21 protein-coding genes are annotated in these 20,324 nt (G+C 57.9%); 8 read left to right on the forward strand and 13 right to left on the reverse strand.

The features are described from left to right. Positions 1-10: 10 nt before the first annotated feature. Genes H9Q16_RS14680 through H9Q16_RS14700 form a run of 5 tightly spaced genes read right to left on the reverse strand, consistent with a single transcriptional unit; the run spans position 11 to position 4,489 of the window. The gene (locus H9Q16_RS14680; RefSeq protein ID WP_191076170.1) at positions 11-1,390 is read right to left on the reverse strand and encodes an aldehyde dehydrogenase family protein; all 1,380 of its coding nucleotides are present in this window, start codon (positions 1,388-1,390) and stop codon (positions 11-13) included. After that, positions 1,390-2,574: a hypothetical protein gene (locus tag H9Q16_RS14685; RefSeq protein WP_191076171.1), complete on the reverse strand. Its 1,185-nt coding sequence runs from the start codon at positions 2,572-2,574 to the stop codon at positions 1,390-1,392. Before H9Q16_RS14685 ends, H9Q16_RS14680 begins: the two co-directional genes overlap by 1 nt. Before the next feature lie 22 nt (positions 2,575-2,596). After that, positions 2,597-2,893 carry a BMC domain-containing protein gene (locus tag H9Q16_RS14690; RefSeq protein WP_191076172.1) on the reverse strand — a complete coding sequence of 99 codons (297 nt, stop codon included), beginning with the start codon at positions 2,891-2,893 and terminating at the stop codon, positions 2,597-2,599. A gap of 32 nt (positions 2,894-2,925) precedes the next feature. Continuing rightward, entirely contained in the window at positions 2,926-3,195 is a 270-nt protein-coding gene (locus H9Q16_RS14695) for a EutN/CcmL family microcompartment protein (protein WP_191076173.1), read from the reverse strand. Between the two features lies 1 nt (position 3,196). Next, positions 3,197-4,489, reverse strand: a complete 1,293-nt coding sequence (locus H9Q16_RS14700; protein WP_191076174.1) for a glutamine synthetase family protein — start codon at positions 4,487-4,489, stop codon at positions 3,197-3,199. Positions 4,490-4,583: 94 nt separating this feature from the next. Between H9Q16_RS14700 and H9Q16_RS14705 the strand changes: the two genes are divergently transcribed. Beyond that, positions 4,584-5,726, forward strand: a complete 1,143-nt coding sequence (locus H9Q16_RS14705; RefSeq protein ID WP_191076175.1) for an FAD-dependent oxidoreductase — start codon at positions 4,584-4,586, stop codon at positions 5,724-5,726. Here the strand turns inward: H9Q16_RS14705 and H9Q16_RS14710 are convergent. The 5 genes from H9Q16_RS14710 to H9Q16_RS14730 all read right to left on the reverse strand — a co-directional run bounded on the left by H9Q16_RS14710 (position 5,715) and on the right by H9Q16_RS14730 (position 10,003). After that, positions 5,715-6,050 (reverse strand): hypothetical protein, encoded by a 336-nt coding sequence (locus tag H9Q16_RS14710; RefSeq protein ID WP_191076176.1) that lies wholly within the window; start codon positions 6,048-6,050, stop codon positions 5,715-5,717. The two genes, H9Q16_RS14705 and H9Q16_RS14710, sit on opposite strands and share 12 nt — an antisense overlap. Positions 6,051-6,122: 72 nt before the next feature. Continuing rightward, the gene (locus tag H9Q16_RS14715; RefSeq protein ID WP_191076177.1) at positions 6,123-6,806 is read right to left on the reverse strand and encodes a glutamine amidotransferase-related protein; all 684 of its coding nucleotides are present in this window, start codon (positions 6,804-6,806) and stop codon (positions 6,123-6,125) included. After that, complete coding sequence (locus tag H9Q16_RS14720) at positions 6,803-8,284, reverse strand: FMN-binding glutamate synthase family protein (RefSeq protein WP_246455761.1); 1,482 nt, start codon at positions 8,282-8,284, stop codon at positions 6,803-6,805. Before H9Q16_RS14720 ends, H9Q16_RS14715 begins: the two co-directional genes overlap by 4 nt. Before the next feature lie 85 nt (positions 8,285-8,369). Next, positions 8,370-9,062, reverse strand: a complete 693-nt coding sequence (locus tag H9Q16_RS14725) for a GltB/FmdC/FwdC-like GXGXG domain-containing protein (RefSeq protein WP_191076178.1) — start codon at positions 9,060-9,062, stop codon at positions 8,370-8,372. After that, positions 9,059-10,003, reverse strand: coding sequence for a class II glutamine amidotransferase domain-containing protein (locus tag H9Q16_RS14730; RefSeq protein ID WP_191076179.1), 945 nt, complete (start codon positions 10,001-10,003; stop codon positions 9,059-9,061). Before H9Q16_RS14730 ends, H9Q16_RS14725 begins: the two co-directional genes overlap by 4 nt. A 118-nt stretch (positions 10,004-10,121) precedes the next feature. Here H9Q16_RS14730 and H9Q16_RS14735 point away from each other — a divergent pair, with 118 nt between their 5' ends. From H9Q16_RS14735 to H9Q16_RS14745, 3 genes are read left to right on the forward strand one after another with little or no spacing between them, the layout of a single operon-like run. Continuing rightward, a complete protein-coding gene (locus tag H9Q16_RS14735) occupies positions 10,122-10,787 on the forward strand; it encodes a GntR family transcriptional regulator (protein ID WP_191076180.1) in 666 nt (221 codons plus the stop codon). A gap of 17 nt (positions 10,788-10,804) precedes the next feature. Then, on the forward strand, positions 10,805-12,268 hold the full coding sequence (locus tag H9Q16_RS14740) for a sulfatase family protein (RefSeq protein ID WP_191076181.1): 1,464 nt from the start codon (positions 10,805-10,807) through the stop codon (positions 12,266-12,268). Between the two features lie 48 nt (positions 12,269-12,316). Further along, complete coding sequence (locus H9Q16_RS14745; protein ID WP_191076182.1) at positions 12,317-14,029, forward strand: phospholipase D-like domain-containing protein; 1,713 nt, start codon at positions 12,317-12,319, stop codon at positions 14,027-14,029. A gap of 12 nt (positions 14,030-14,041) precedes the next feature. Here H9Q16_RS14745 and H9Q16_RS14750 read toward each other — a convergent pair whose 3' ends face one another. Together H9Q16_RS14750 and H9Q16_RS14755 are read right to left on the reverse strand one after the other, a co-directional pair. Beyond that, positions 14,042-15,556 carry a heme biosynthesis protein HemY gene (locus H9Q16_RS14750; RefSeq protein ID WP_191076183.1) on the reverse strand — a complete coding sequence of 505 codons (1,515 nt, stop codon included), beginning with the start codon at positions 15,554-15,556 and terminating at the stop codon, positions 14,042-14,044. 11 nt (positions 15,557-15,567) lie between these two features. After that, positions 15,568-16,512, reverse strand: coding sequence for a COG4223 family protein (locus H9Q16_RS14755; RefSeq protein WP_191076184.1), 945 nt, complete (start codon positions 16,510-16,512; stop codon positions 15,568-15,570). Here H9Q16_RS14755 and H9Q16_RS14760 point away from each other — a divergent pair. Beyond that, complete coding sequence (locus H9Q16_RS14760) at positions 16,511-16,987, forward strand: hypothetical protein (RefSeq protein WP_191076185.1); 477 nt, start codon at positions 16,511-16,513, stop codon at positions 16,985-16,987. The two genes, H9Q16_RS14755 and H9Q16_RS14760, sit on opposite strands and share 2 nt — an antisense overlap. Positions 16,988-17,019: 32 nt before the next feature. Here the strand turns inward: H9Q16_RS14760 and H9Q16_RS14765 are convergent, their stop codons facing one another. Further along, positions 17,020-17,724, reverse strand: coding sequence for a uroporphyrinogen-III synthase (locus H9Q16_RS14765; RefSeq protein WP_191076186.1), 705 nt, complete (start codon positions 17,722-17,724; stop codon positions 17,020-17,022). A gap of 87 nt (positions 17,725-17,811) precedes the next feature. Here H9Q16_RS14765 and tsaD point away from each other — a divergent pair, with 87 nt between their 5' ends. Genes tsaD through H9Q16_RS14780 form a run of 3 tightly spaced genes read left to right on the forward strand, consistent with a single transcriptional unit; the run spans position 17,812 to position 20,270 of the window. Next, positions 17,812-18,900, forward strand: a complete 1,089-nt coding sequence (tsaD, locus tag H9Q16_RS14770; protein ID WP_191076187.1) for a tRNA (adenosine(37)-N6)-threonylcarbamoyltransferase complex transferase subunit TsaD — start codon at positions 17,812-17,814, stop codon at positions 18,898-18,900. Beyond that, complete coding sequence (locus H9Q16_RS14775) at positions 18,897-19,850, forward strand: NAD(P)H-dependent glycerol-3-phosphate dehydrogenase (RefSeq protein ID WP_191076188.1); 954 nt, start codon at positions 18,897-18,899, stop codon at positions 19,848-19,850. Before tsaD ends, H9Q16_RS14775 begins: the two co-directional genes overlap by 4 nt. Further along, the gene (locus H9Q16_RS14780) at positions 19,851-20,270 is read left to right on the forward strand and encodes an EVE domain-containing protein (RefSeq protein ID WP_191076189.1); all 420 of its coding nucleotides are present in this window, start codon (positions 19,851-19,853) and stop codon (positions 20,268-20,270) included. The last annotated feature ends 54 nt before the right edge of the window (positions 20,271-20,324 follow it).

Genomic DNA, 20,324 nt, shown 5'->3' on the forward strand with positions numbered 1-20,324 from the left:
AGTCCGAACCTCATGCCCCATACTCTGCATAAATATCCCGCCACGGGCGGCTTTCATACGCGACACGCTTTATGTTGATCAGATGCAATGCCGTAACATTGTCCGAAGTAATCGACCCCGACCACGTTCCAGTGCCCAACATAAAGGACGGCTCAAGATCGGTCGAATACCCCATCCCTCCCATGATCGCAGGCGTGTTGACCAGCACACGGCCCGTGGGAACAGTGGCAAACTGGGCCACGACTTCAGGGTCATCGCAATGCAGAACCGATGAATGCCCCCAGCCTTCGAACCGTGCAATGCGCTGCGACAACTCCAGACCGTGATCTGAATCCTTGGCGGTGTAAAAGGCAAGCACCGGATTAAGCTTTTCGGCCGACAACGGTCTTTCCCAGCCAATCTCTGTCTCTTCAGACACCAGACACCGCGTGCGAGGCGGAATGGAAAAGTCAGCCGCATCAGCCAGCGCTTGCGGACTTTGGCCGACGCGTTCCGGGTTCATGGCCTGCTTGCCTGTAAAGATCACTGACGCAAGTCGATCCGCCTCTGCAGGGGTGCAGAAATAGGCCCCTTTCAGCTTCATCTCATGGCGCAGATCACGCGCGACCTCTGGGTCGGCGATCACGGCCTGTTCCGAAACACAGGCGGTGCCATAGTCAAAACACTTGGAGGTGACGATCATCTCCGCCACTTCGGCCAGATCCTGCTTTTTGGATTTATGCACATAGCACGGCACATTACCTGCGCCGACAGCCAGCGTCGGCTTGCCGCTGGAATAGGCCGCCTTGACCATCGCGGGCCCACCGGTGGCCATCACTACAGATGTCCGGCGATGCTTCATCAACTCTGCCGTGCCTTGGATTGTCACCTGATCCATGCACTGGATCAGCCCCTTGGGCGCACCCATCTGTTCCGCGACCCGCGCCATGATGGTGACCGTTTCCATGCCGCATTTGACGCCGCGCGGATGTGGCGCGCAGACAATCGCGTTGCCGGCCTTCACGGCGGAAAGCACCTTGTAGATGATAGTGGATGTGGGGTTCGTGACCGGGATCAATGCCGCAACCACACCCATAGGTTCCCCAAAAGCCGCAACTTTGGTCGCATCATCGCGCCATAGCATGCCCAACGTCGTCACATCGCGCAGCCAATCCGCAACAGACAAAGCATTAAACAGGTTCTTCACCCGCTTGTCGGGCACATTGCCATAGCCAGTTTCATCAACGGCCAGCTGACCCAGCCGTTCTGCTTCCGGCTCAATCGCGCGGGCCATTGCATCAACAATGGAATCTACGTGGGCCGGATCCGTTCCCAGAAATTGCTGGTACGCTTCAAACGCCCGCTCAGCCATGCGGCGCGCCGCGGCGATGGATTGAAGATCTGGGTCCATCACCGGCCTCCTGCCGTCAGCGCATCGAAGGTTCGGCGTGCGTCGTCAAGGTTGCGGGCGGTGATACCCATTGTGTCCAACCGGCGACCGGACGCGGCCACATCAGCATCCAGAATGGCTCCTGCAATCGCCATCAATGCGCGGGTCTGTGGCACGTCGACGTCGGTCAGTTCAGCGGCTGAAGCAAGAGGGACGAGTGATCCGATCACACCGTCCCGCAACATCGCGCGCGCCGTATCCCGATCCGGGATCGGACGGGCGCCTTCGCCCCGGGTGGCCCCGGCGAACGCCGCAATCCAATGACCTGTTTCGGGCAATCCGCGCACCCCAAAGGCTCGTGCGACGGCCCGCCGTTCATCTGCCAGGGTCTCAATCAACCGCATTTGATCCGCACCGATAAGTGCCGCAAACGTCTTGTTCTCGGGCAAGGGTGTGCCGCCCATGGGTACCGAAACACCCCCCGAGGCCAGTCCGGCCCCCCCCATCACCAGCGCGGGGATTTCCACAGCGGCGGACAGGTCGAAAAAGCCAGAAGCCAGAACAGATTCTCTTGCTTCTAGATTTGGCAGGATGCTTTGCAGGCGCCCGATTGCATCGCCGCGTCCCTGCGGCAACGTTGCCGCAGCCATCGCGCCGGCCTCGGACAGATGCAGGGTCGCCCCTTCGGCGCGATACCAGAACGGAAGACCTTGCGCTTCAACAAGGGTTACGTCGGCTGTGCATCCACCCAGCCGCAGCATCCAGGCAGCTTCGACAGCGCCAAGCGATCGCGCAGGTGCGAGAACAAGGATCTGGCCATCTGACAGGTGATCGGCGAGTACCATGGCGTAGGTTCGCTGCTTGTGAATAGGCCCGGTCAAAAAGACCACCTCGGCGTCTTGTACGGCTGCGTCCAGTTCGGCCGTCAGCACGATTGAACTAGCGCCACGGTCCACGTGATAGCTGCCGATCGGCCCCGCATCGCGCAGTGCTATCCCCGAAGATGCGCGCATCAACTCCAATTCACGCCCATAGGCCGAGAAGAGCGTGACATCGCACCCCGCCGCAAGCGACAGCGCCGCAATCAGCCGCGCGTCCGCACCGCCCCCCAGTACCGCCACCCGGGAGAGTGGTGGGGTCTGAGCGACGGTGTCAGAGCGGCGGCGGGTAGCCGCGCGCGCGAAATCTTCGAAATCGGCGGGCATCAGCGGTCCTCGGGTTAGGCGGTTAAGTGCTCAAGCCCTCAAGGATCGCTTCGAGCTCGTCATGGGGCCGGGCGATCACGTGCACCGAAACGACTTCGCCAACCTTGTTGGCTGCTGTGGCACCGGCATCGGTGGACGCCTTCACCGCGCCCACTTCGCCGCGCACAAGTGTGGTCACAAGACCACCGCCTGCTTTTGTCTGACCAACGATTGTGACGCTGGCGGCCTTGACCATCGCGTCTGCCGCTTCGATTGCGCCGACAAGGCCACGTGTTTCGATCATTCCAAGGGCCATCTGGCCAGGTGCTGGGGTTGCCATTATTTTCGTTCCTTTGATTACTGTTCAGAAGTTCACTTGCTCACGGTCACGCGGTCGACCACCGCGATAACCGCCATATCCACCGGGGCCGATGACAGGCCCTGCGCCATCCGGGCCGCAGACCCTTGTGTCAGCAACACGCCATCACCGACGCCCGCGCCACAGGTATCAGCCGCCACACAAGACGGCGTGATAACCTTGTTTTGTGCGTCGATCACATCAACCACCAAAAGCTTAAGACCCGTAAGTCGCTCAGCCTTAGCCGTTGCAGTCAGCGTACCTTTGACGAGGCCAATCTGCATGTTAGAGCGTCCTCAGATAGCGATCTGTTTCGACCTGCGTGACTTGTTCTTCAAAAAAGCCAACCTCGCGTTCGGCCATTTGGAGATACAGCTCCCACATGGTCTCGCCCATGACGTCCTTGAGCCACTCTGACCCGCGTGCCTTTTCGATTGCATCCGGGGACGATGTCGGGATCGGCTCTCCGTGGAAATCTTCATAGGCATTGCCCATGGTTGGCTCTGTTGGCTCCATCCCCTGCTCAATGCCGTCAAGACCAGCAGCCAGATCGGTTGCCATTAACAGGTAAGGATTTGCATCTGCGCCTGCGTCCCGCTTTTCCACCCGAACGGCGGAGTCGGAGCCCTCAATCACACGCAGACCAACAGTCCGGTTGTCATAGCCCCAGGACGTGTTGATGGGACAGAACGTATAGGGCTGTCGACGGCGCATTCCGTTAGGCGTCGGGGCACCGCAAATGGCTGCCTCTGCCATCCGCTTTTGCAGACCAGCAGTAAAGTTCTTGCCAAGCGCGTTCAGCTTGCCACCATCTGCAAAGGCGTTCTTGCCGTCTTTCCAAAGCGAATAGTGTACATGGAAGCCATTGCCTGACTGTTCAAAGAACGGTTTGGGCATGAATGTCGCCAAGTATCCGTGGGCGATGCCCAACTGGCGCACAAGGCTTTTGAAGAGGATGACGCGGTCGGCCGATAGCAGCGCGTCGTCATAACGGATGTTCACCTCGACCTGACCGGCGGCGTATTCGGGATTGGATTGCTCAATCGGGATGCCGCATTCGTTAATCTGGCGGCGGATCGGGCCCACGATGTGTTCCATCCGCGCGGCACGGCCGAGGCCATATACCTGAATGCCCTGATCGCGCGGCTGCCCCGTTTCGGGATCCAGCAGATAGAATTCAAGCTCTGCGCCGGTGGATACGTCAAATCCCATCTCTTTGGCGCGCTCAACCTGCCGGATCAAAACGTTGCGCGGATCGATTGGCACCGGTTTGTGGTCCATCCCCTCAGCGCGGGCAAAGGAGACGGCGACGCCCTCTTCCCATGGCACGGCCACAGGCGTGGTCATCGGAAACATGTGCATGTCCGGATACCCGTTGTCGAAGTTGACATAGGGAGTGTCCCAGACATCGCAGTTGCTATCGATGGCCAGCATGGCAGCGCTCAGCGCATTGCCCTGTTTGCAGATCGTGTCCCAATGCGATGCCGGAATGCGCTTGCCCCGCATGATCCCGTTGAGGTCACCCAGGCCCAGAATAACGGTATGGGTCCCTTCCGGCAGGCTGAAATCAGCAGTCATCTCGTCCCTCTCCCTGTCAGAGAATCTGATTGTGTTTATTCGTATTCTGTATACAGTATCCATGGATGCACTGACTCGGCAAGGAAAAACTGACATGGCGCGAAATTCCTGCATCGTGGTTGGCGCCGGTATTGCGGGCGTGATGACTGCCCTGCATCTGCAGCGGCGCGGCGAACAGGTCACCCTGATCGACCGATGGGAGCCTGGACATGCGCGTGCCGCTTCTTCTGACCACAATCGGGTCATCCGGGCGATCTCTGGACGGGACGAATTCTATACCCGCTGGGCGCGCCAGTCCCGTGCCATGTGGTTAGAGCTTCAAGCCGAGTCTGGCCAAAACCTGATGTATGAATGTGGCGCGCTGATCCTCGCAACCGAAGGCCATTGCGATTGGGAAGACGCGACCTCAGATACTTTCGACAAGGTCGGTGTGCCGTACTACCGCTTTTCACCCGAAGAAGTTCGCGCCCGATTTCCACAGTTCAAGGTCGATGAGATCAAATACGCGCTTTACGAACCCGAAGCCGGACTGCTGATGGCACACCGCTGCGTCATCACGGGTCTGGATCTTTTCAAGCGGGCAGGTGGCATCGTCAAACGCGGGACCGTAACGACCGATGCGCGCGAACGGCCCATGCTGGATGGCAAACCCCTGCAGGCGGATGTGATTGTCATCTGCCCCGGTGCCTGGATGGCCGAGATGTTTCCGCGCACGATCAAGCCAATCAGCGCGATCATGGGCATCAATGTGCTTTACACCTCGACCCCCGACGGATCGGACCAGTTTGATATGGCAAACATGCCCTGCTGGATCGACCATGGACAGGGCAGCTTTGGCATCCCGTCTTCAGAAGGGTCAGGTGTAAAAGCGGCAGTGGTGATTCCGAATACACCCATCGACATCAACAATGACGAACGGCTGATCGAAAAGGCATCCCTTTCCAAGACGCGCCAATACATCCGTCACCGCCTGCCCGGTCTGGTGGGCGAACGTGTGGTGGATTCAAAGTTCAATCAGGTCATCCTGACGCCCGATACGCACTTTATTGTGGACTGGCATCCGGAACATGAAAACGTGCTTCTGGCAGGCGGATGTTCCGGTCATCTGTTTAAACACGGACCGGTATTCGGTGATTTCACGGCAGGTGTGGCGCTAAAGGAATATGGCACCGCCGATCGCTTCAAGATCGCGGGTCGCAAAAAGCTGAGCCCAAAGGAAAGCCCCTCAGGTCGCTGACATATCCGCATAGACAGACGCGTTGGGACACAGGCTGGTGTCCATCTCCACACCCAAATCAATCGCGTTCTGACAGACCTTGGTGTTGATGCAATGCCCGCAGGTCTTGGCCAGTTCCAACGCCAGACCGTGGTCTGCATCAATCATCTGCGGGGTCACACCAAAACGGGCCGCCAGTACCTCCATCCGTTCTCGCGCGCCAGCCTTGCTTGTCGTCAGACGTGTGAAATCATGCCGGGTCAAACCCATGTCTGACAGTTCCATATCTGTGGGCGCGCGTTCGCGGCCTGAAAAGAAGTCTCTGAAAAAGCTACCTACACACATCTGAATTCCCTCCCGGATTCGGAAAACAGGATCAGGATAGAGGTGTTGCTGGATGTCTGTCTTTGATTCAGATCATGTATAGGCACGAAAAAACGATGCGGCCTGCTGCGCGAAAAGATCAGCAGACACGTCGCTTGCGTCGAATTCCGCGACGGCCTTGTCGGTGTCATAGTCCGACAAGACGTCCCCTTTGCTACGGCGCAGGAAGGTAGAGACGTAGTCCGGCGTATATTCAGGGTGGAACTGCACCGACATCGCCGGAAAATCGTACGCAAGCGCCGCTACCGGGCAATAATCAGCACTGCCAATGACATGCGCGTCGGGCGGGACCTTTGTTACCTGATCCTGATGCCAGACATGGCCCGTGACGGTCTTTCCTTCGATGTCAAAGGCACGCACGCCAATCTCAGGGGCACCGACCTTTTCGGCTTTGCCCCCAAAAACATCCGCCATGATCTGGTGACCAAAACACACACCAAAAATCGGCTTTCCTGCTGACTTTGTTTCGATCAGCCAGTTCCGCAGCGGCTGCATCCAGGGCGTATCATCATAGACGCCCTTGTCAGAGCCCGACAGAACGTAACCGTCGTAGTCCTCTGGACCGGGCAGCGGATCGCCCTCGACGATGTCGATCAATGTGAATTCCGCTTCGGGCAGGTCGCGCCCGGCCCATGTCGCCAGCAAGGCGCCAAACTTCTCCTGGTCGTGCTGGTACTCTGGCAACCAGACACACAGATCAAGAACCGCGATTTTCACCAGTCAAACGCGCGGTCGATGCCCGCCATTTTGACCCCGGTGAACGCTGATGCCTGAAAGCTAAGCGCGCGCATGTCTTCGGTTTCGAGGTTATGGACCGATGATTTTCCGCAGGCCTTGGCCAGCGCGGTGATTTCCATTGTCATTGCGGTCAGATATCGAGCGATACGTTCTGCCCCGGCCGTTGGGTCCATGCGTTTTTCCAGATCCGGGTCTTGCGTCGCAATGCCGACCGGGCAGCGGCCCGTATGGCAATGGTGACACGCCCCCGGCGAGGTCCCAAGGGCCGAGTAGTCTTCCAGATACCGCGGAGAGTTGCAGCCCAGGGCAATCATCGACGCATTGCCGATCATCACCGCATCCGCGCCCAGCGCCAGACACTTGGCCGCATCCACCCCGGAACGGATTCCGCCCGCCGCGACAAGGGATACCTTGCCGGTCATGCCGCAGTCATCCAGCGCCTCGCGCGCCGCACGAATGGCAGACATGGTGGGAATGCCCGTATGATTGAGTAGCAATTCGGGCGACGCGCCGGTACCGCCTTCGGCCCCGTCTACAACCACCACATCTGCGCCCGCTTTGGCGGCAACTGCCACATCAAAACGCGGGCGTGTGGCACCCATCTTGATAAAGATCGGCACTTGATAGTTGGTAGCAATCCGCAACTCTTCGATCTTGACGCTCAAATCATCTGCGCCCAGAAAATCCGGGTGGCGAATGGTGGAACGTTGATCGACACCCTCTGGAAGCGTGCGCATTTTCGACACCCGGGGGCTGACTTTCATACCCAGCAGCAGCCCACCGGTGCCCGGTTTCGCCCCCTGCCCCACGACAATTTCAAGCGCATCCGCACGGCGTAGGTGATCCAAATCAACCCCATAGCGTGCCGGCGACATCTGGTACAATAGGCGCGAAGAGGCTGAACGTTCTTCTTCCAGCATCCCTCCTTCTCCCGTGCAGGTCATCGTCCCGACCTTGGAGGCACCGTGACCAAGCGACGCCTTGGCAGATGCTGACAATGCACCGAAAGACATCGATGCAATATAGATCGGAATATCAAGCTCAAGTGGCTTTTCGACGAGACCACGCCCGCCGCCGAGAATTGTCTTTGTCTCGCACTTTTCGCGATATCCCTCTAGCGGCAGACGGGTCATCGTTGCCGGCACGAATGTCAGATCATCGAATGTCGGTAGTTGCTTGTTGAAGGTGTTGTAGCCACGCACCTGATACCGGCCCAGCTGGGCAAGGGCATGAACCTCGGAAATCGCCTCGGGCGTCCAGCGTGTCGATCCGCCCTCGTCATAAGAGGACGGCACACCGGCAGGCCGCCCTTCAACCGCGCCGGCATCCCGAAAACGAATCTCGTCTTCGGAGGCCATCTCAAACGGATACTCATAGGGTGCCGCTTCTTTGGCGTGATCCATATCACCGCCGTGGACAACACCTGCCCGTCCTGTGGATGCGTCTTCGTTTGCCATTGTTTTCTTCCCTTCCGTGATGGTGGGCAAAGGACCCACCCGACGGGTTTTTCAAGTGAGGTGGGCACCCTGCCCACCAGGCGTGTCAAATCATCAACCAGGCGCTGGCATCGCGGGCTTCGAAGTACCAAAGGCGCTGTCCTGAAATCATCTTGCGCCAATCCCGGGAATTATCGACCAGCCCCAGCGGCTCAAGAATCTGATCGACCTCTGCAACTTCTTCGGCCGTCGGTTCGACCACGTTCACATCGACGCCGACACTTTCGACTGGCCCCGCAACCCAGACTTCGCCTTCCCACAATGCGTCAGCGCAGCTTTCGCCCGCCCCACCCAATGCGATGATCTTGCCTGAGTGCGCCATGAATCCTGATTGATAGCCGATGGTCCCCTCGACCACGATATTGCCGCCCTTCATTGCAACACCGCAACGGGGCCCGGCATCACCTTTGACATGAATCGTTCCGCCGATCATTGCAGCACCCGCAGACATGCCCGCGCGACCGTTGACGGTAATGTGGCCCTTGGCCATGCCTTCACCCAATGCCCAGCCGCAATTACGTTCCACCGTGATGGTTGAACCCGTATTCAGCCCACCGCAGAAATACCCGACCGACCCTTCAAACGTGATATCGGCCCCATCTGGCAGACCGACACCCAGGTTATGACGGCTAAGGGTATCGATCACGCGAATGGGCTGACCTGTCTTGCAGGCTTCCTGAATTTCTTCGTTGATTTCACGAATATGGCGTTTGCCAACCTCAATGACGATCTCGCTCATGCAGCCATGCTCCGGTTGCCGACGCCCCAGATGCCAAAGAGGCTGGGACCGTCATGATTGATCACATCGCTTTCATCCACAAATACCCGACGCACCGCTTGCTCTTCGGTCGCGGCAGCCAACTCTCCGGCCTGTTCGATGACCACCAGTGGTTTCATGGCGAACCGATCCTTGGCAAAGCCGATCCCGTCCGGCGTCGCGATCATGAAGGTAAAGACACCGTCAATCGATGTGATCGACTTTTTCAGCGCCTGTTCCATCGTCAGACCCTGCTTCATCTGGTCAGATACCCAGACCGCAATCAGCTCTGAATCGTTTTCGGTCAGAAAGCGGTATCCCTGCCGCCGCAGCCGGTCGCGTTGCGTGAAATAGTCGGTGATCTGACCATTGTGCACGATGGCAACGTCAGAGAACGGGCGCGCCCAAAATGGGTGAGACGCGTTGGGCAGGACGGAAGATTCAGTCGCCAACCGCGCATGACCCAGTCCATGAGTGCCGATCATATCGTGCACCTTGTGCTTTTCGCTGACCTGTTCGGCTCCGCCGATATCCTTGATGATCTCTAGGGAACGACCGCAAGATTGCACTTCGATCCGACCGGAAAGCTCATCGGCATCAGATACCCACTGTTGCAGATCTCTTGGGTCACTGATTTCCATGCGAAAGCAATAATGTCTGGCCGCGTCCTGCACAATCTGGGGATCAGACATTAAGTCGCTGCCATGTTCTTTCAACGTGGCGCGGAATAACTCCAGATCGCTGTCCATCTGTGCCTTGTCAAATCCCATGCCGCGCAGCACATACCCCTGATCCATCGGGGTGCCATAGACTGCGAACCCCGTGCTATCCGCGCCGCGGTGTTCTTGGGCGTCCATCAATGCGACTAGGTCTCGACCCACTTGGCCGGGGGCGTTCAGAATGCGTCCTGCGATACCACACATGGGCCGACTCTCCTCCTGTTTCGGTATACTGTATACAGTATTCAGAGCAGATCAAGAGCCTCATTGCATCCACTGTTTTTTTGTATACAGTGTTCTGAATACTGGATTTGAGGCACCAATGGCCCTGCGTAGCATTACAACACAACGGCGTCGACTGGCGGATGAAGTCTACGATCAATTGGTCAACGCGATCATGTCTCGCGAGATCGGCCCGGACGACCGATTGGTTCAGGAAAAGCTCGCCGCAGAACTGGACATCAGCCGCACTCCGGTTCGCGAGGCGCTGCTACGGCTTGAAAAAGAAGGCGTGCTGCATCTGGCGAACTCCGGTGGCTTTCGACTTGCGAAGATTAGCGAAGAAGAAACGTTGGAGCTGTATCAGGCCCGCGCCGCTATCGAAGGACAGGCCGCGCGGATACTGGCGGCCCGAAATGATCCTGCCGAGATGAAGCAATTGCGTGCGACAATCCGCGAGAACGAAAAGCTGTCGAATCCTTCGACCCAAGACTACTTTGCCGCCAATCGGTCGATACATCGTGCGTTCATGGAGATGGCGGGCAACAGGTTCCTTCTTGAGATGTTCGACATGATCTGGGGGCGCGCGATGGCATTCCACCTTTTCGCAGCAATTGAAAACACGGATATCGCGAAATCTCTTGGTAATCACATGGCCTTGGTGGATGCGCTTGAAACCGGGGACCGGGCAACCGCGCTGGAAGTTTTTACCGCGCATATTCAGGACGGATTTGAACTCCATCTTGATGGGATCAGACGGACCCCCTGACGGATCGGAATACGCCGATGACAAAGCCGAACGTCATCCTGATCATGACAGACAACCAGCAGGCAGCAACGCTGGGCTGCTATGGCAATTCTGAAATTCACACCCCCAATCTCGACGAGCTGGCCAGTGGCGGGATCAGATTTGACCGCGCGTTTTGCGCCAACGCCTTTTGCTCCCCTTGCCGCGCCTCAACCCTGACCGGGATGATGCCGTCACAACACGGGGTTCACAGCTGGATCGACGATCGCACATCAGGCGATTGGCCGGATGGATGGCACGCGTTGGCGGGGCTGCGAACACTCCCCAAAGAGATGCAGAACCTTGGTTACCGGACCGGATTGTTCGGCAAGTACCATTTGGGAGAGACCACGACACCCGGTTCCGGCTGGAACGACTTTGTCACAATGGAGCATGGCCACGTCCGGTCATTCTACGATAACAGGATCATCGATAACGGTGAAACGTACCTACAGCCTGGTCACGCGGTGGACTTTTTTACGGACAAGGCGCTTACCTTTATGGCGCAACAGGCCGCCCCCTTCTTTGCCTTTCTGCCCTTTCCCGCGCCATATGGTCATTGGCCCGCCTGCAATGATGGGATGCGCAACCGTTATTCAGACAGGTACGACAATTGTCCGATGGCATCGGTTCCCCGGCAAGGGCTATCGGCCGAGGCAATCGCGCACTTTAGACGGGTGGACAAAGGTTCTGGGGGCGGGCTTGACTACTCGATGCTGTTGCTTGCGCCAAACCACTTACCCGGATTGCGGAACTACTATGCCCAGATCAGCCTGATAGACGAGGCCGTAGGCCGGATCGCAGCGGCGCATCCGGATGCGCTGATCATCTTCACCGCAGACCATGGGCTTTCCTTGGGCCATCACGGGTTTTGGGGTCATGGCGCCGCAACCTGGCCATCCAATCTGCACTTGGCGGCTCATTCGATCCCGATGATCATGCATCACCCCGGCGCAATCCCATCCGCGACAAGCGACGCCCTGATGTCGAACACGGATCTCTTCGCGACCATCCTTGAAATCGGTGGCGGAGAAGCAGATAGCACATTGCCAAGCCGATCCTTTGCGGGTCACGTAAAGGGCGCCGCCTTGCCGCCGTCCCATGTCGATGAGGTTTTTGCCGAGCAAGAGGAAACGCGGGTGCTCCGCACCGGCGACTGGGCGTTCTTCAAAAGGTTCCGTACGGACAGATCCGCAGATTTGCCAGACGCGCTCTATCATGTGCGAAACGATCCGTCAGAGACGCAAAACCTCGCCAATAACCCCGACTACGCTGCGGTCACCCAAGAGTTATCAAACCGAATTGATGCGTACTTTACCCGCCATGCCCGACCCGAAGCTGACCTTTGGCGCGGCGGCAGGCCCAAACAGAACTCGACAGTTGCCCACTTCTGGCGCGATGTCTGGGGTCCGGATTGGGCGCCTGTTTATGCCTATGACCAGGGACATTTGACTCAAGTCTAACATCTTCTGCTAGTTTGGTTTCATGGTATTCTAGCAAAGGTTATTCCAATGTTCCCATATCACCCTGTTGTTCGTGCGCGATCCGGCCCCTATTTTGGTGCAGCTTTGGTCGGCACCTATTCCACCATCATCGGCTGGGACGTCGACGACGACACCCTGCGAGACGGCTTGCGCGGATTTGCCATCAGGCGCACGGAATGGGACGTGGCCACCCAAGATGTGATCGAAGTGCGGTGGCTTGAAGGCTACAAACGGTTCGAAGTAACCGACACGGGCACAACAGCCGATGTGACCTCGCTGACTGCGCCATTTCAAAGATTTCGCTGGAATGATTACACCCTTAGCCCGGACCGCGCCTACCGTTTCGAAGTCTTCCCGATGCGCGGTGATCCGGCTGCCATGACTCGCACCGAGGCACCGCTGGTTTTCGAATTCGAACCAACCGACGAAGACGACGGCGACCTTGGCGTTTATGTCAACCGTGGTGTGTCTGCCGCCAAAGCATATTACCGGCGTTTCGGCGATACGGCTCCGGACGACGTTGCGCCGGCGGGCGCTGCCTATACCTGGCTCTCCAGAGGATTGCGTGAATCCCTGGTCGACTTCATTGCCAGCGCGCAGTCCGGCGATACCCTGCATTTTGCGGTTTACGAGTTTTTCGATCTGGAAATTGCCCAACTTATAAAAGCCGCGCATGACCGCGGCGTGATCGTTCAACTCGTCCATGACGCAAAGAAAGGAAAGCATTCAACAGATGAAAGCCGACACATCGTGCATGAGGCGCATCTGCAAGACCAGGTCATCGAACGCACCACGGTGAACATCAGTCACAACAAATTGGGCATACATTTACGAAACGGCACACCCATCAAGGCCTGGGCCGGGTCGGCAAACCTGTCCGAGAACGGCTTTAACTTTCAGACCAACATCGCAATTGTCGTCCGAGACCCGGAAGCGGTGGCCCACTACGAGGCATACTTCCAAAACCTGACAGGCAATCCCACAAAGGCAAAGAGCAAGGACTTCAACACGGCGCTGATGGAAAAGACTGTCGTCAACACACCGCGGTTTGCCACAAGAACCTTTTTCTCACCAATCAGAACGGAAGATATTCTTCAAACCGCGATTGATCTGATCAATGGCGCGCAAAGCATGCTGCTGATCTCAGCCCCGTTCGGGGTAGATAAGGACATGGCTGATGCCATCCGAAACAAGGCTGGTGCAGTTGTGCTTTATGGGTTGGTAAATGCAACGGCGCAGTCAAAGGTTGCTGATCTGCGTAAAGGACCGACCCGCATCTTCCCGCCCCGCAAGCTGACCATCCACCGAAACGAACGGTGGGATGCCAAGGCGTTTGGGGCCCACAAAATCCACGCCAAGACGATTGTGATCGACCCCTATGGCGATAACCCCAAAGTGTTTACCGGATCAGCAAATTTTTCCCGGGCATCCTGTGTAGATAATGATGAAAACGCGCTGCTGGTGGAAGGGAACAATCGGCTTGCCGCGATCTTTGCGACGGAATTCATGCGCATGTTTGATCATTACAAGTCGCGTTTCTACATCTCGGAAACAGAAAAGGAGAACAAGGAAATCCGCAAGCAGAACAGAATTAGGGTAAGCGCGGGTCAGGAACCTTTGGCCGAAATATCGATCCCCATTCACCTGGACGCGTCCAACAGATGGAGCCGCACAGCCTTTAGCGCGACCGCAAACAGTCACAAGTTTGCAGATCGACTAGCCTTTGCCGGGCGAAAATAGCCCGGCTCGCGCCTACTTCGTTTGCTCGACGTTGTCTTTGGGCTTTTCAGCAGCGTCATCCCCGGCCGCGTCATCGTCGACCAGTTCCGCATCCTCAATCTCGTCGGGAGTGATTACCGGTTCGACCCCATCTGCGCCCGAGTTGTCCTCAATTGCGCCGACAATCAAAGGCAGCATCTGAACACCGCCGGGCATGGCAACCTCTGAATCAGGTGGCGTTTTCCACGCCAACGTATCGAGGCCCTTGCAATTGGTGCAGATCGGTTGCCATTCAGCGTGGATGTGCTGACAGTTATCACAGATCCACTGTGGACCCCGCGAAACGGTCAGCGCCCGCGCCAACCAGCCCTTGACCACCGTGTCAGATGCGCCCTCACCACGCTCAATCGCCGCCATCAGCGTGACGGCGCGCGCGGTTGGGTCTGTCTCAACCAAGTCACCCAAAGCGCGACGGGCTTCTGGAAAATCCTCATTGGCGATATGCAGTTCTGCCAACAGCATCTTCGTTTCGGCGTGATCCGGCTGCTGTTTGGTAAGCGCGCGGAAACGCTTGATCCGCTCTGCTGGCTTCTCATCGGGTGCAATCGCGGCAAAGGCGGCGGCAAGGTCAGGATGGGGATGAACGCCCCAGGTCTTCTGCAAAACTCTGGCGGCGTAACGTGGCTTTTCCTGTTCAATGTAACCGTGCGCTGCCATGACCGATGCCGGGATCAGATCAGGCGATAGCCGATTGGCTTCAATCGCGGCCTCCCGAGCCTCAATAGAGTTCCCATCTGCAATGATTTCCTTGGCCTCTGACAAAGCCAGAACCGCATCACGTCGCCGATGGACGTCGCGCGGCAACTGGCCGTTCTTCAACTTGGCGCTCAGGGTTTGCCGTGCGCCAGACCAGTCCTCTTTTTCTGCCTGAAGCTGCAACAACACATCACCGGTTTCAGCATGTTTGGGTTTGATCGCAAATGCCTTCTCGGCCAGCTTGAGCGCAGTTTCCGTGTCACCGTCCGCCAGCTTTTGCTTCATGATGCCACGCACCCCGACAAAGCGGGTCTGTTCATGCTCCACCAGCTTGCGATAGGTTTCTTCAGCCTTGCGTCGGTCGCCTGCCAGTTCGGCAGCCTGGGCTGTCAAAAGATTGGTCAGCGCAGGCTTGTTCAGGTATTTGTCCGCCTTCTGCGCCTTGGCCAGTGCCACCCGCCCCTCTCCGCTTGCCAATGCCATCAACCCTTCGGACAGCGCGTCAAACCCTTTGCGTTCCCGGTTCCGGTCAAAATAACGCGACAATGCGGTTTCATCACCGTTCAGGAACTTCCACGTGGCAATCAAAAGCGACAAAAGCTTGAGGAAAATCCAGACAGCAATCACCAAAAGGATTACCGCAATGACAGATTGCAATGGACCGAAACTGTATTCAGTGCCCATCACCTGCAGCTGAATGCCGCCTTCGCTTTCCAACAGGAACCCCGCGCCCCAGGCCAGCGCGGCGATAATGCCGACAAACAAAACAATCTTGATCAGTGACCACAACATGAGCGTGTTCCTTAGTTGGCCGTCAGGCTTTGTGACAGGTCCTTGGTTGCGGTCACGGCGGCGTGCCGTGTCTGCGCATCTGCCAGCCAGTTCTGCATTGCGTCTTTTGCGGCGGGTGTCAGAGCCTCGAGTTCCTCAAGCGCTTGCGCCAATTGACCATCCCGCACCGCAGCTTCGGCGCGCGACAGGACCGCATCGGGATCGTCCCCGTCTCGTGGTGCCACGGAGCGCGCACCCAACTGACGGCGCAGGAAACTGCCAACCCCAGCCTCTTCGCCATCTTCACCGCTGGCGCGCGCGGCGGTCAGCGATATGCGCGCATCATCTGGGAATCGCGCCTGCAGACTGTTGAGGGTCGCAACCCCACTATCGGCCACGGCGGTCAGCGCGTCGGGTACATCATCCATTCCATTCTCGGTCAGGGTGGCAACAGCATCCGAAAAAGGCTGGCCTGCATTGATCGCCGTCGTGATATCGGTAAGCGCGCCTTGCAACGTTGCCATACGCGCCGCGTCTGCAGTTGCTTCTTCAACGCTCAGCGCATTGTCCAAAAGGCCTTCGATCTCGGCGCGTTGTTCTTCAACCGACGCCTGCAATTTCGCAAGTTCGCGTTCATAGGCTGCCACTGCCGCTTCAGAACCGCCGCCAGAGATGGGCTGTTTTTCCACAGCCGTCAGTCGGGCGTCGATATCTTCAAGCTGAGTCGTCAGTGTCTCTGCTGTTGTCGAAAGCGCCTCGACCACGGACATATCAAGCTCAAGCACATTCTTTTCCAGCGCGACGAGACTTTCCTCGCGGGATTTGATCCAGGCATCCTGCGCTGCGATCTGTTCTTGTTGCGCCGCAAGGGCGCGGCGAAGGTCTTCGGTCTGCGGCTTGGTGCCGAACGTGTCCAGTTCTGCGGCAAGGAAACCCAGAACTGCGGCAATCACGCCGCCAATAACAAGCGGCCACATGACGCTGTTTTTCTGTGGCGGGGCTGGTCGTGCGAATTCGGCGACGCGCACAGGTTCAGCGCTCGCTGGCGGGGGGGGCGCATCCTTTGAACCCTCGGTCTCTTTCGGGGCCACTGTCGTGGTCGTGGATGCCGGCTTTTTCGTGTCACCTGCCGGTTTCTCGGCAGCGTCAGCTTTGGTGGCTGTGGTTGTGTCGCTGGTCTTTGCAGCTGTTGCAGTTGCGGACGACGCTGCGGCACCAGTCTTGGGGCTGCCAGACTTGGTAGCTCTCGCTTTGGTGCGCGGCGTACCCTTTGCTGCAGACTTGGCCGCGTCCACCTTTACATCTGGTTTGTCAGCGCTGTCTTTTTGCGCTGTCGCATCCTTTGAGGCACCCGAAGCCTCAGACGTGGTCGATGTACTGTTTTTTGCGACTGGTTTTTTCGCTTTCGCCACAACGTATGCCTTTCCGATTCTGGCGCTACAGCCAGCATGATCGATCAACCTTACCCGGCCCGCGCGGACCTCTCAAGGTAACCTGATGCTGCGCACAAGGTTTTCAACGCCTTTGACCATTTCATCCGCAGTCGGTGCCATAGCGATATCTACCGTGCCGTAGGTCGCAGCGTTCAGCATATCGGCAATCGCCTTGCTCATCGCCAGAACACGAGCGGCCTTGGCAGAATCAATCTGGTTATTGAAATGTGCCGCTGTGCGCGGTGAAAAAAGCGGCACGATCACGGGTGATCTTCCTTTAAGCGCTGAAACAGCATCAGCTGACAGCGGCAACATTTCCTGATCGTAAAGCGTGATCACATCCACATCTGTCCCAATGGCGCTAAGCCGCTCGGCTATGTCGCCGCGCCGGTGTCGCCCCGCAAGGTGCACAAGGGACAGGGTAGGGCGCGATTCAGAAAGGCGATCAACCAGTCCATCAGCGTTTTGCGCGGCCAGGCGCACATCCCACCCTTTTTCGTCTGCCCGCTTTGCTGTGCCCGTCCCCACACAAAACGCCGGCCGCCCGGCACCATCAGGACCCAGACGCACGCCGTGACTCGATGTGAATATGGCACCCTGGTCGGCCTGTATCTGAGCTTCAGTGCCGAGCGAAACAATCTTGATCAGGGGCGCATGGATCACGTCGACGCCTTGCATGACATCTGAGTGCAGCCGGGCAACAAACCGGTCTGCCGACGGGCGCGGGCGTGTCATCAATAGCGTGAGGCGGGCCATCAAGTTCCTGATCATGAGGTGCGCACATTGTTTGCGGCATGTGTCGGTGTTACCTGCGGGGGGCACCCCTTGCAACGGAAAGCCCAGATGCCCCCCGCACGAACGATCCTTGGACTGGAAAGCAGCTGCGACGATACCGCCGCAGCCATCGTGCGCGTGACTGACACGGACGCGACAATCCTGTCATCCGTGGTGGCCGGTCAAACGGACCTGCACGCTTCCTATGGCGGCGTTGTGCCCGAAATTGCCGCACGTGCGCATGCGGAAAAGCTGGATATTTGTGTAGAACAGGCTCTAACCCAGGCCAAATTGCCCCTTCGTGCGGTGGATGCCATTGCTGTAACCTCGGGCCCCGGATTGATCGGTGGCGTCGTATCCGGGGTTATGTGTGCAAAGGGATTGGCCGCCGCAACGGGCAAACCACTTTATGGGGTCAATCACTTGGCGGGCCATGCATTGACACCGCGACTGACAGATCAGACCCCTTATCCCTACCTGATGCTTTTGGTATCGGGCGGGCATTGCCAGTTTCTGCTGGTGTCCGGGCCAGATAGCTTTTCCCGGCTCGGGGGTACAATTGACGACGCCCCCGGGGAAGCTTTCGACAAGATCGCCCGCCTGATCGGCCTGCCACAGCCCGGCGGCCCCGCCATCGAAACCGCCGCATTAAAAGGTGATACGACGCGATTTGCCTTCCCAAGGCCACTGCTGGACCGACCCGGGTGCGACATGTCCTTTTCCGGTCTGAAGACGGCCGTTCTGCGCACACGTGACGCTTTGATTTCGACGCAACAAGGATTGACACGTCAGGATCAATCGGACCTTGCAGCAGGGTTTCAAGCGGCAGTGGTCGACGTGCTGATTGAAAAAACCCGCAGAGCGTTTGCAGCCTATCCAATAGCGCCGAACAGGACACTCTGCGTCGCCGGTGGCGTTGCGGCAAACATGGCTATTCGCGCCGGATTAGAGACTATTGCAAAACAGAATGAGGGAACTTTCGTCGCCCCTCCATTAGCACTTTGCACCGACAACGCTGCGATGATCGCCTATGCTGCAGCAGAGCAGATGCAGAAACGGGACCCTGACGATATGACCCTCTCGGCCCGCCCGCGATGGCCGCTGGACACCAATCAGCCAGCCATGCTTGGGAGCGGCAAAAAGGGGGCCAAGGCGTGACCGTTGCAGTATTGGGCGCCGGGGCCTTTGGCACTGCGCTGGCCATTTCGCTTGCACAAAATTGTCCCGTCACACTCTGGGCGCGCGACCTGGGTGATATGGCGCGCAGTCGCGAAAATGCGAAGCGTCTGCCGGGGTTTGGATTCCCGGACACCCTTTCAGTGACAGCCGATATGAGCATAGCCTCGCGTGCTGACATTCTGTTGCTGTCCGTCCCAATGCAAAAACTACGCGCGCTTTTACAAGACAACGCACTCCTGCTGGCCGACAAACGGCTGGTGGCCTGCTGCAAGGGAATTGAACTGTCGACCGGGCTTGGGCCTGTGACGGTCATCCAGGAATGCGTGCCGTCTGCAACAGCTGCAGTGCTGACAGGCCCCAGCTTTGCTGCCGATATTGCACGCGGTCTACCGACCGCTTTGACCTTGGCGTGCAAAAACGATGCCGCGGGCGAAAAGTTGCAACAGCTGCTAACCACCCCCAACCTGCGCCTTTATCGCACAACCGACACCATCGGCGCCGAACTGGGCGGGGCCTTGAAAAATGTTATCGCTATTGCCTGCGGCACCGCGATGGGGGCCGGTCTTGGTGAAAGCGCGCGCGCCGCCCTGATGACGCGGGGCTACGCTGAAATGCAGCGACTTGCGGCGCATCTGGGGGCAAAGCCCGGGACGCTCTCAGGCTTGTCCGGGTTTGGTGATCTGACGCTGACCTGCACGTCGACCCAGTCCCGCAACTACCAACTCGGGCTGTCTCTTGGAAAAGAGACAGCTTTTGATCCCGACACCACAGTCGAAGGGGCCGCGACGGCAATTGCAGTGCAAGATGTCGCACAACGGGCTGGGTTGGACATGCCCATTACAGCCGCTGTCGCAGGTTTGCTGGAAAAGCGCCTCGATGTACAAACAGCGATGAACGCTTTGCTAACCCGACCGCTCAAGGAGGAATGAATGGCGTATTGGCTTCTTAAATCGGAACCCAGCACCTGGAGCTGGGATGATCAGGTTGCCAAAGGAGACGCCGGTGAAGAATGGGACGGCGTGCGCAACTATCAGGCGCGCAACTTCATGAGAGAGATGAAGCTGGGCGACAAAGGCTTTTTCTATCACTCGCAAAAGGAAAAGGCCGTGGTCGGCATTGTCGAGGTTGTGGCAGAGGCCCATCCCGACAGCACGACCGATGATGATCGATGGGAATGTGTCGACATCAAAGCAGTGCGCCCCTTCAAAGAACCCGTCACGTTGGATGACATCAAGGCAGATGAACGCCTGTCAGATATGGTGCTTGTCAGAAATTCGCGTCTCTCTGTGCAGCCGGTCAGCCGGGATGAATGGAAGATCGTGTGCAACATGGGCGGCACGAAACCGTAGATCACCGGCGAATTTCAGCCCATACTGCGCCCATGATCCCATGAACACGGAGGG

It is taken from the genome of Sulfitobacter aestuariivivens (assembly GCF_014763045.1).
GTDB classification, from domain to species: Bacteria; Pseudomonadota; Alphaproteobacteria; order Rhodobacterales; family Rhodobacteraceae; genus Sulfitobacter; species Sulfitobacter aestuariivivens.

Coding starts and splice junctions, on each gene's coding strand:
- H9Q16_RS14705 (WP_191076175.1), top strand. CDS start 4,584: ATGGCGCGAAATTCCTGCATCGTGGTTGGCGCCGGTATTGCGGGCGTG.
- H9Q16_RS14720 (WP_246455761.1), bottom strand. CDS start 8,284: ATGGCAAACGAAGACGCATCCACAGGACGGGCAGGTGTTGTCCACGGC.
- H9Q16_RS14760 (WP_191076185.1), top strand. CDS start 16,511: ATGACGCTGTTTTTCTGTGGCGGGGCTGGTCGTGCGAATTCGGCGACG.
- H9Q16_RS14735 (WP_191076180.1), top strand. CDS start 10,122: ATGGCCCTGCGTAGCATTACAACACAACGGCGTCGACTGGCGGATGAA.
- H9Q16_RS14750 (WP_191076183.1), bottom strand. CDS start 15,556: ATGTTGTGGTCACTGATCAAGATTGTTTTGTTTGTCGGCATTATCGCC.
- H9Q16_RS14765 (WP_191076186.1), bottom strand. CDS start 17,724: ATGGCCCGCCTCACGCTATTGATGACACGCCCGCGCCCGTCGGCAGAC.
- H9Q16_RS14725 (WP_191076178.1), bottom strand. CDS start 9,062: ATGAGCGAGATCGTCATTGAGGTTGGCAAACGCCATATTCGTGAAATC.
- H9Q16_RS14690 (WP_191076172.1), bottom strand. CDS start 2,893: ATGGCAACCCCAGCACCTGGCCAGATGGCCCTTGGAATGATCGAAACA.
- H9Q16_RS14700 (WP_191076174.1), bottom strand. CDS start 4,489: ATGACTGCTGATTTCAGCCTGCCGGAAGGGACCCATACCGTTATTCTG.
- H9Q16_RS14745 (WP_191076182.1), top strand. CDS start 12,317: ATGTTCCCATATCACCCTGTTGTTCGTGCGCGATCCGGCCCCTATTTT.
- tsaD (WP_191076187.1), top strand. CDS start 17,812: ATGCCCCCCGCACGAACGATCCTTGGACTGGAAAGCAGCTGCGACGAT.
- H9Q16_RS14710 (WP_191076176.1), bottom strand. CDS start 6,050: ATGTGTGTAGGTAGCTTTTTCAGAGACTTCTTTTCAGGCCGCGAACGC.
- H9Q16_RS14730 (WP_191076179.1), bottom strand. CDS start 10,003: ATGTGTGGTATCGCAGGACGCATTCTGAACGCCCCCGGCCAAGTGGGT.
- H9Q16_RS14695 (WP_191076173.1), bottom strand. CDS start 3,195: ATGCAGATTGGCCTCGTCAAAGGTACGCTGACTGCAACGGCTAAGGCT.
- H9Q16_RS14780 (WP_191076189.1), top strand. CDS start 19,851: ATGGCGTATTGGCTTCTTAAATCGGAACCCAGCACCTGGAGCTGGGAT.
- H9Q16_RS14740 (WP_191076181.1), top strand. CDS start 10,805: ATGACAAAGCCGAACGTCATCCTGATCATGACAGACAACCAGCAGGCA.
- H9Q16_RS14755 (WP_191076184.1), bottom strand. CDS start 16,512: ATGTGGCCGCTTGTTATTGGCGGCGTGATTGCCGCAGTTCTGGGTTTC.
- H9Q16_RS14680 (WP_191076170.1), bottom strand. CDS start 1,390: ATGGACCCAGATCTTCAATCCATCGCCGCGGCGCGCCGCATGGCTGAG.
- H9Q16_RS14685 (WP_191076171.1), bottom strand. CDS start 2,574: ATGCCCGCCGATTTCGAAGATTTCGCGCGCGCGGCTACCCGCCGCCGC.